Below are 8,162 nucleotides of genomic sequence, written 5' to 3' on the forward strand. Positions count from 1 at the left end.
CACTCCGTCCGGCCCGAAGTCCACCAGCTTGATCCGGAACACCGCCGGCGCATCCGTCGGATCCGGCGTCCAGATGTCCATGTGGAACTCCGTCATCGCCGACGCGTCGATCGGCGTCGTCGTCGCCTCCACCCCGGCGAATACCAGGTTCGTGTACAGCTTCGTGTCATCCCCCTGGACCTGTACGTCCGCCACGTTCGCGTCATCCCACACCGCCGACCACGTGTCCACGAACACGTCCGTGTACGCGTTGCTGAACATCGACACCACGTCCGCTTCCGGTACGGTCGGCGTCGGCGCCGCCTCCGCGGGCTCCGTCGCCTCGCCGGTGTCTTCGCCCTCATAGAAGTAGACGTTGTCCACGTACACGGTCGAACTGGCGCCGGAGATGATCAGCTGTGCGAGATTCGTCCGACCGGCGAGTCCCGCGAACTCGGAGAGCGGGATGTCCAGGACGCTCCAGGCCCCCGTGGTCATCGCCGGCGTCGTGCTCTCGCTGAGGATCACCTCGGACTCGCTGTCGTCCCCGCCGCCGAACTCTCCATCCGGCCCGAAGTCCACCAGCTTGATCCGGAAGTCGGAGGAATCGAACGTCCACACGTCCATGTGGAAGCCCGTCATGTCGGTGGCATCGATCTGGTCGGTGGTGAACTCGACCACGGCATAACCCAGGTTCGTGTACAGCTTGGTGTCGCTGCCGTCGATCACGACATCCTGGACCTCCGCCGGGTCGAAGTCCGCCGACCACGTGTCCACGAACACATCCGTGTACGCGTTGCTGAACAGGGAAATGACGCTGTCAGCCGGGACGGTGGGAGTGGGGGCCGCGCTCGAAGGACCTTCGACCGCGGTGACCGTGACCGAACCGTCCGCGTCGAGCGAGCCCAGCGTGGCGGTGATGATGGCCGTACCGCTTCCCACGACCGTGATCGTTCCGTCCTCGGCCACGGTGGCGACGGAGGCATCAGAAGAACCGAACGTGAAGTAGTAGGGAGAGGCCTGGACCGTCACCTCGCGTCCATCGACGTCGTACACCACCACCGTCCCGTCGACGCTGGCCGTCGAGCCCACCGTCGTGGATACGTCCTGGGTTCGAATGGCCGGGCGTGCATTCGTGATCGTCGGGTCGTTCACATACTGCACTTCGTCCAGCCACAACTCGTACCCTGCGCCCTCCACGGGGCCGGCAGCGACCTCGAAGAGTCCATCTTCCACGGTCAGCTTCGCGGGGAGCGGAATGGGGACGACGTACCTCTCCCAGACCGTGGTGAGCGGAAGATCCGTGACCTGCGCGCCGTAGAGAGACGTCCCGGTGTTGTCGTTTCCGATTCCGACGAGGCCGAGCGTCGCCGGCATGCTCGAACGGGCCCAAAACTCGAGCGCGTTGTAGCCTGACAGGTCCCGCCCGCCCGCGTCCGTAAATGCGCCGCCGGCGAAGCTGCCCCTCGAGTCGCCAAAGTTCGGCACCGTGAACTGGAGAGACCGCGAGCCCTGGTACGTGACGAGGAACGAGATATCCAGAGCCGTGACGACCGATCCACTGAAGGCCGCATAGTCGACACCCGGCCCGAAGCCATCGAGAAAGACCTCGGGGTCTGTCGGATAGGGCGCCGGCTCGAGCATGCCCACGTCCCGCTCGCAACCCGTGGTTCCAAGGAAGAGTGCCGCAGCGAGGACGCCCAACGGACGTGACGCGATTCTCGAAGTCATGGCCTGCCTCGAGGTTGGGTGCGGGATCCAACCGTCACGGACCACCGGAGGAGCGGACCGTCGAACCCGCTTTGTTCGGTTGTCGAACAAAGTAGGCCCCGAAAAGAAGGTCTGTCAAGTGTGGGAGGCCTGGTTCTCGGGGCGATTCGGGGGCGAAGTCGCGACGGACTCGTTCGACCCGCCCCCTCCGCCTATTTTTTCTGCACCCGGAAGTTGAGCGTGCCCGTGTAGTCGGCCAGAGTCACCACGATCGTCCAGCTCCCCGCATCACCGGTGGCCGAATCCTCGTTCAGGCTCGGCGAAAGGCCATGGTCGTATACGGTCGTGCCGCTCGCATCTCGAATCACGACCGCGGCCGTCCCCGCCGAGGTCGTCGTCGAGTGATCGATCGACGCCTGGCTTCCGGTATTCTCCCACGTGTACTGGAGCACGGTTCCGACTTCGGTCACATCGGTCGCTTGGAGCTGGAAGCTGTCGGTCGCGTTGTTCACCTGGGGCTCGAACCCGGCCAGCGGGTCGGCCGGATTGTCGCTGCCGCATGCTCCCACGATGAGGAGCATGGCCATCACGAGTGCCTTCTTTTTCACGTCTTACCTGCCTGTGCGAGGGGTCGAAGGATGCTTCTCCTCGACACACCTGGCACAAATACCATGCCGCAGCCGTGGTCAAGTCGAACCTGACCCGGGTGGATAACGCCGTAACCGTATCTTGGAGCATCGGTTACAGCAACGCGGATTGGCTGCGTCCGTTCGAGTTCGAAGCGCCGTCGCGGCAGCCCGATCTGTGCAATAAGTGAACACGAAGGGGCTGATCTCATGGTCTCTACTCGGTGGTGCGCTCCCGACGGCGTCCCTCGCGAAGCATGAACACGAGGATGTACACGGTCGCCGAGCACAGGATGGCCCACGCGGTGAGCAGCGAGGCGTTCAGACCCTCGACGGCGGCAAGGCGGCCCGCCAGGACCAGGACCACGCCCGCCCCAATGGCCCAGAGCGCTTCGGGCGCTCCGGGACGTCGGGAGTGGAGCCCCACCACGACCGGCACGAAGAGACTGACGCTGAGGAACGTGTAGAACACGGCGAGGGCGCCGATCACAGATGGCAGAGCGAGAGCGAGCCCGACCGCGGACCCTCCGCCGAACACGGCGGCAAGGCGGGCCACCGTGAGGACCCGGCGGTCGCTCGCCTCAGGCCTCACGAACCGCTTGTACAGGTCCTCGGACAGCGACGTGGACAGCATGAAAAGGATGGCATCGGCCGAGCTGACCTCGGCCGAGAACACGGCGGCGAGTCCGATGGCCCCGAGAGCCGGCGGAAGAGCCATGGTCAACACGATCGGCAGCGCCAGCTCGGGGTTCCCGAGGTCCGGTGCGAATACGTGTGCCACGATTCCGAGCAGCGGCGGCAGCGCCGCGAACAGGAGCAGGACGAGCGCGCTGAGACCGACGCCCCACCGTACGGTGCGCTCGTCGCGCGCCCCGTACACCTTCTGGACCAGACCGGGCGAGACGATGAAGGCCGGCACGAGGAGCGCGAGGTAGACCAGACCGGAGCCTCCCCCGCGAAGGAAGTCGAAGTAGTCCGCCCGCGCCGGGGCCGCCGCGACCACCGCGTCCCACCCGCCGGCCGCCGAAAGCGCCCAGGGCAGCGCGATCGCGAACCCGAACACGAGGACCACGAGCTGTACAAGGTTGACCCAGGCCGAAGTGAGTAGGCCGCCGGCGGCGAAATAGACCGTCATCACGCCGCCGGCGATCAGGCACCCTGCCCACTTCGGAACGTCCGCCACGACCTCGAGGATCCAGGCGAACGCGATCAGCTGCCCGGCCAGGATGGCCAGCGTCGCCAGCCACAGGAGGGCCGCCACGATGCCCCGCACCGAGGGACCGTACCGGAGCTCGAGGTAGTCACCCACGGTGTACAGGTCGTGCTCGCGGGCCACCCGCCAGATCTTCGGACCGATCCACAGCCCGAGCACGAGCGTTCCGATGGCCGCCGAGCCGACCCACCACCAGGCGGCAAGCCCGTCCCGGTAACCGAGACCGGCCGCGCCCACCGTGGAACCTGCACCGATGTTGGCGGCGAGGACGGTGGAGAAGAGGAGGACCGGGCCGAGGCGACGCCCGGCGACGAAGAAAGTGCCGGCCTCCCGGACCCGGCGACCGATCCACAGGCCGAGAACGACGAGCCCGGCGGAATAGAGCAGCAGGAAGGCGAGCGTTGCGTTCAACGTCGCGTCAACGCGATCCGGCGAGGTCGCTCACCGAGGGAAGGCCTCCGAGTCCGGTCGCCGACCGAACCGCGTCCAGGATTGCCGCCGCGACGACATCCGCGGCCACGGCTCCGAGCACGACGAGGTCGGCTTCACCTTCGATCCCGCCCGTGGCGAGCGCGAAGATCGTGTCTCCGTCCCACGGCGTGTGCGCCGGATAGACGGTCCGCGCCAGACCGTCGTGGGCCATCTGGGCGAGCTTGTTCGCCTGCGCCTTGGTGAGCGAGGCGTTCGTCGCCACCACACCGATCGTGGTGTTCTCGCCCGACTCGCCGGCCAGACCCGAGCCCCCGCGGACCAGCACCCTTGCATCGGCAAACCCGGATCCGTCGTCGGCTCTGGCGCCGGCGACGATCTCGCCGGTGGCCGGATCGATCACGTCCCCCACGGCGTTGACCGCGACGATAGCACCGACGACCACCCCTCCGGGCAGCTCGATGGACGCCGTCCCGATGCCGCCCTTCATGGCGTGGTCGAAGCCCGCCAGCTTGCCCACCGTGGCCCCGGCCCCCGCGCCGATGCTCCCCGACTCCGGCGGGCCCGCCGTGGCGGCGGCCGCCGCCGCGTATCCGCAGTCCACCCCGGGCCGAATCGAAGCGTCACCGATTCCGAGGTCGAACAGGATCGCGCCCGTGACGATCGGGATGGTCGTGCCCCACGCCTCGAGACCCGTGTCGTTCTCCTCCAGCCATCGCACGGCGCCCGATACGGCGTCGAGACCGAACAGGCTCCCGCCCGACAGGACGACTCCGTGTACCTCCTCCACCGTGTTGACTGGATCGAGGAGGTCCGTATCGCGTGTTCCGGGCGCTCCGCCGCGAACATCCACCCCTCCGACGGCGCCGGCCCTCGTCAGAATCACCGTGCAACCGGTCGGCCTCTCCACGAGGGTGTGGTGGCCGACCTCGATGCCCTGCACGTCCGTAATCGAGCCCCTTGAGCCCATCCGAGCCGTCCCTCCCTGCTGCCCGCAGGCCATGGACGGGATCGCGAGCAGGCCCGCAATCGCCGCCAGCGACGTCGCGCGGGCCCGACCGATCGCGCGGGCCCGACCGATAACGCGTGGCCGACCGATCACGCGTGCCCTTCCGCCTCGCGGGTCGATCGGACGGTGATCGTCTCCAGGCCATGCGCATTCGGCCCCGTCTCCGCCCGCCGAAGCATGAAGGCGAAGAAGAAGCCCAGGAAGCCGAGGATCGAGAAGATCCACATTCCGAGCGCGTATCCGCCGGGATTCGTCGCGCTGGCGCCGGAGAAGTCGTTGGCCCTGCCGATCATGAAGTTGAACCCGAACAGGCCGATGTTCTGGATCATCGTCATCAGACCGTAGGCGGTCCCGAGCTTGGCCTCGTCCACCAGGTACGCCACCGACGGCCACATGACGGCCGGAACGAGCGAGAAGGCGATCCCCATGATGGCCATCGGTACCTTCAGGTCGATCGACGTATACGCCATCATCAGGTAGACCGGAACGAGCATCAGCGAACCGACCATCATGAACAGCGACCGCTTCCCGACCCGGTCCACCCAGATGCCGAACAGAGGGGTCATGATCATCGAGAACAGGGTGATCACGCTGGACAGGAAGCCGGCCGTTTCGCGGCTGACCCCGTGTGCATCCTGGAAGAACTTGATCGCGAACGTCTGGAACGGGAAGATGGCCGAGTAGAAGGTGACGCAGAGCAGCACGACCCAGACGTAGGACTTCCCGAAGCTGAACAGGTCGCCCCACTCGACCTTGTCCGTCTCTCCGGCCTCGCCGAGATCGTAGCGACGCTCGGCCCGGTCCTCCAGCACCCAGTACACCAGGGCGCCGACCACGCAGAAAGTCGCGAAGGCGACCGTGATGAGGAGCGGCGTCTGCCAGTTCTCGTACGCCGGGCGAGCCCAGGTGGGCGAGTTGAGTGCCAGGAACGAGCCGAGCCGGGCGATCGTCAGGTTGACCCCGAAGGCGAAGCTGAGCTCGCGCCCCTTGAACCAGCGGGCGATTCCGACCGTAACCGAAACGATCAGCGACTCCGCCCCGATCCCGAAGATGAGCCGCCCGGCCGCCATCACGGCGAACTCGCCGGTCGCCGCCGTGACCGAAGCCCCGATGAAGCAGAGCGCTCCGAACAGCAGCGTGGCCTTCTTCACCCCGATCCGGTCGATGATGATCCCGCCGATCAGGACCATGATGATGTTCGGGAAGCTGTAGATCGCGTTCAGCGTCCCGATGCGGCTGTCCGAGAAGCCGAGCTGGTCCCGCAGCAGATCCGCGATCGGGCTGATCGCATCGTAGACGTAGTAGTTGCCGAACATCGCCAGGCTGATCACGACCAGTACCACCCAGCGGAACAGCGGTGGCGGTGGCGGCTTCAGCCCGGCTCCCGGACTGGCGGACGGCGCATGGTCTGAGGACATGGCACTCACGGATCGGCGAGGAAGACCCCCTGCGGGAGCCGCGAACGAGCCCGAAGTTAGCCGCACACCCGCATCGTGGCGACTTCCCTGCTTAGTCGAGCGTCGGTTCGGTGGACCCGGGACCGGCGTGCTCAGGCGCCTTCAAGCACCGAGAGCCGGGCCTGCTCGAGGCCTTCCAGCAAGATCTCCAGGTCCTCCATCTGCGTGCGGTGGTTGACGATCGCACAGCGCACGCACAACCGCCCGTCGACTTCCACCGTGCTCGGAACGGCGATGCCGCGTTCCTGCAGTCGAATCACGATCTCACGGACGAGCCCATCCGGATCGATGGAGCGCCCGGTCGGTGGCTCGGGCCGGAAGCAGACGATGTTGGCGGTCACCGGGGCGGCGAGCATCCAGCCATCCAGCGACTCGATGCGGCTGCCCAGCCAGGACGCCTGGTCGCAGTTCTTCTCCACCATCCGGGCAAGGCGCTCCGTCCCGTGCGCACGAAGGGTCACCCACACCTTCAGGGCCCGAAAGCCGCGCGACAGCTCGGGGCCGAAGTCGGTGAACCACGGATCGCCGGCGCCCGTCCCACGCTCGAAGCGGCTCAGGTAGTTGCGATCCGCCGAGAACGTGCCCCGATGAAGGTCCGCGTCCCGGATCAGGACGCACCCGGCATCGTAGGGGACGTGCATCCACTTGTGCAGGTCGAAGGCCAGGCTGTCCGCGCGCTCGATTCCCTCCAGCCGCCCCCTCAGCCGGTCACTCAGCGCAAGTGCGCCTCCGAAAGCGGCATCCACGTGGAGCCACAGGTGCTCACGGTCGCACACGTCGGCGAGCGCACCGAGGTCGTCGAACGCGCCCGTGCCCACCGTGCCGGCCGTGCCCACGACACAGAACGGCAGCCGACCGGCCTGCCGATCGGCCTCGATGGCGTCGGCGAGGGCCGTCGGCTCGAGTCGGCCGGAAGCGTCCGTGGGAACCGGATGGAGCCCTTCACGGCCCAGCCCCAGCAACTCGAATGCCTTGCGCACCGACACGTGGGTCGTGGCCGCAGCGTATCCGACCGGCGAGCCTTGCAGGGCCCGAAGCCCCGACCTGCGAACCATCCCCGGATCGATGCTCTCCCGCGCTACGGCGAGGGCCACGATCGTCGCCATCGAGGTGCCGCTGACCAGCAGACCGGACGTGCCGACCGGGAGCCCGAACAGGTCGGCGAACCACGCCACGACCTGCCGCTCCACGTAGACCGCGGCGTGGTCGCGGCCACCGACGTTGCAGTTCATGAACGAGGCGACCAGGTCGGCCAGAGCCCCCTCGACCGTGCCCGCTCCGTGCACCCAGCCGAAGAACCGGGGGTGGAGATTGCCCGTGGCGTACGGCAGGAGATCGCGTTTCACGCTGTCGAGCACGTCGGCCAGAGGCTCGGGCTGGCGCGGCACCGGCGCGACCAGCTTCTCGCGGGCACTTTCGGAAAGGGGGCGCCAGGCGGGGCGCCCACGCACGGTGGCGAGATACTCAAAGAGATCGTCCAGCAGCCGGTGGCCCAGCCGCTGGACGTCGGACCAGTCGTCGGGGTCGAGGCTGGACCCCGGGAACGGACCGTCTACGCCGGACACGCTAGGTCAGGCGTCGAACGCGCACCCGCAGGAGGTCCCGCACGGCGGGCCATCGGAGGATCCGGTCGAGCCCGTCATGGGAACGGGCGCCCCCATCAGCCGGCGCACGGGAGCCGCCCTCGGCGTGTCGCCGGGCTCCGTTCCGGTCAGGTCGCACAGCTCGCCCCAGCTCCG

The 8,162-nt window shown here is 67.5% G+C and carries 5 protein-coding genes and 1 pseudogene; all 6 read right to left on the minus strand.

All coding sequences use genetic code 11. From position 1 onward, the window contains the following. A pseudogene (locus AC36XV_RS07175) lies at positions 1 to 1,710 on the minus strand (hypothetical protein); the annotation flags it as partial. A 191-nt stretch (positions 1,711 to 1,901) separates the two neighbouring features. Next, the gene (locus AC36XV_RS07180; protein ID WP_492202997.1) at positions 1,902 to 2,297 is read right to left on the minus strand and encodes a hypothetical protein; all 396 of its coding nucleotides are present in this window, start codon (positions 2,295 to 2,297) and stop codon (positions 1,902 to 1,904) included. A 235-nt stretch (positions 2,298 to 2,532) separates the two neighbouring features. Then, on the minus strand, positions 2,533 to 3,939 hold the full coding sequence (locus AC36XV_RS07185; RefSeq protein ID WP_492202998.1) for a sodium:solute symporter family protein: 1,407 nt from the start codon (positions 3,937 to 3,939) through the stop codon (positions 2,533 to 2,535). Positions 3,940 to 3,946: 7 nt separating this feature from the next. Further along, on the minus strand, positions 3,947 to 4,960 hold the full coding sequence (locus tag AC36XV_RS07190; protein WP_492203001.1) for a P1 family peptidase: 1,014 nt from the start codon (positions 4,958 to 4,960) through the stop codon (positions 3,947 to 3,949). 95 nt (positions 4,961 to 5,055) lie between these two features. After that, positions 5,056 to 6,384, minus strand: a complete 1,329-nt coding sequence (locus AC36XV_RS07195) for an MFS transporter (protein WP_492202999.1) — start codon at positions 6,382 to 6,384, stop codon at positions 5,056 to 5,058. 131 nt (positions 6,385 to 6,515) lie between these two features. Further along, the gene (locus AC36XV_RS07200; protein ID WP_492203000.1) at positions 6,516 to 7,988 is read right to left on the minus strand and encodes a pyridoxal phosphate-dependent decarboxylase family protein; all 1,473 of its coding nucleotides are present in this window, start codon (positions 7,986 to 7,988) and stop codon (positions 6,516 to 6,518) included. Positions 7,989 to 8,162 lie beyond the last annotated feature (174 nt).

This window comes from Candidatus Benthicola sp., assembly GCF_058719085.1.